This is a genomic window from Sphingomonas aquatilis (assembly GCF_014196115.1).
GTDB classification, from domain to species: domain Bacteria; phylum Pseudomonadota; class Alphaproteobacteria; order Sphingomonadales; family Sphingomonadaceae; genus Sphingomonas; species Sphingomonas aquatilis.
The window spans coordinates 1-1066 of the sequence record NZ_JACIDB010000035.1; the positions used below are offsets into that span (position 1 = coordinate 1).

Sequence of the window (1066 nt, forward strand, 5' to 3'; positions counted from 1 at the left end):
CGTCGTCGCTGGCGGTGCCGGCCAGCAGCGCCTCTCGCACGGCCGCTTCCACCGCCTCCAGTCCGTCGTCGAGCACCGCTGCCAGCACCCGCACGAACCGCCGGTCGGCATCGTCACCGACGCCGAGCTTGCGCCGCAGTCGTGCCAGCGCAGGCGGCAGCTCCCAGCCCTGGAACGGTGCGCCGTTGCGCAGGGCGCCCGGCTTGGTCGCCAACACCGGCAGATAATGCCACGGGTCGTAGATGGTCCGGTCGCGGCCAAAGAACCGGGGATGGTCGGCGACGACTTCACCATCGCAGCGCACGACGATGCGGTCGGCATAGGCGCGAACCTGCACCGCGCGTCGCGCCACCCTGGCAGAAACGGAATAGCGGTTGCGGTCGAAGCTGATGAGGCATGTGCCGCTTACCGCATGCTCGCTCTCGTGGAAGCCGTCGAAGGGTGCGACAACAGGCTGGAGTACAGCCTGTTCGGCTGCCCATGCCTCGGCGACCGTCAGTTCCTTCTGCTCGGGATGCTGGTGCATGTCGGCCCAGCGCCGACACTCGGCCTCCAACCAGCCGTTCAGCTCCGCGAGGCTGGTAAAGCGCAGGCGTGGCTGGAAGAAGCGGCCGCGCGCGGTCTGCACCTGGTTCTCGACCTGACCCTTCTCCCAACCCGACGCGGGCGAGCAGGCGGTCGGCTCGACCATGTAGTGGTTGGCCATGACCAGGAAGCGCCGGTTGAAGACACGCTCCTTGCCGGTGAACACGCTCGTCACCGCCGTCTTCATGTTGTCGTAGATGCCGCGCGTCGGCACGCCTCCGAAGAAGGCAAACGCCCGCGCATGCGCGTCGAACAGCATCTCCTGTGTCTCGCGCGGATAGGCCCGCACATACATGGCCCGCGACGCGCACAGTCGCACATGCGCGACCTTCACGCGCATCGGCTTGCCCGAGATCTCCACGTCCTCATGGCTCCAGTCGAACTGATAGGCCTCGCCCGGTCGGAACAGCAGCGGGATGAACGCCGGCGCATCCATCACATCGCGACGTCGCGCCTGCCGCCAGCGGGCCGCATAACGGCG

The 1066-nt window shown here is 67.7% G+C and carries 1 protein-coding gene; it reads right to left on the bottom strand.

Annotation, left to right across the window (positions count from 1 at the left end; genetic code table 11):
* Nucleotides 1-1066 (bottom strand): IS21 family transposase (gene istA, locus GGR47_RS19005; RefSeq protein ID WP_183949616.1); only part of this gene is annotated, 1066 nt, incomplete at both ends.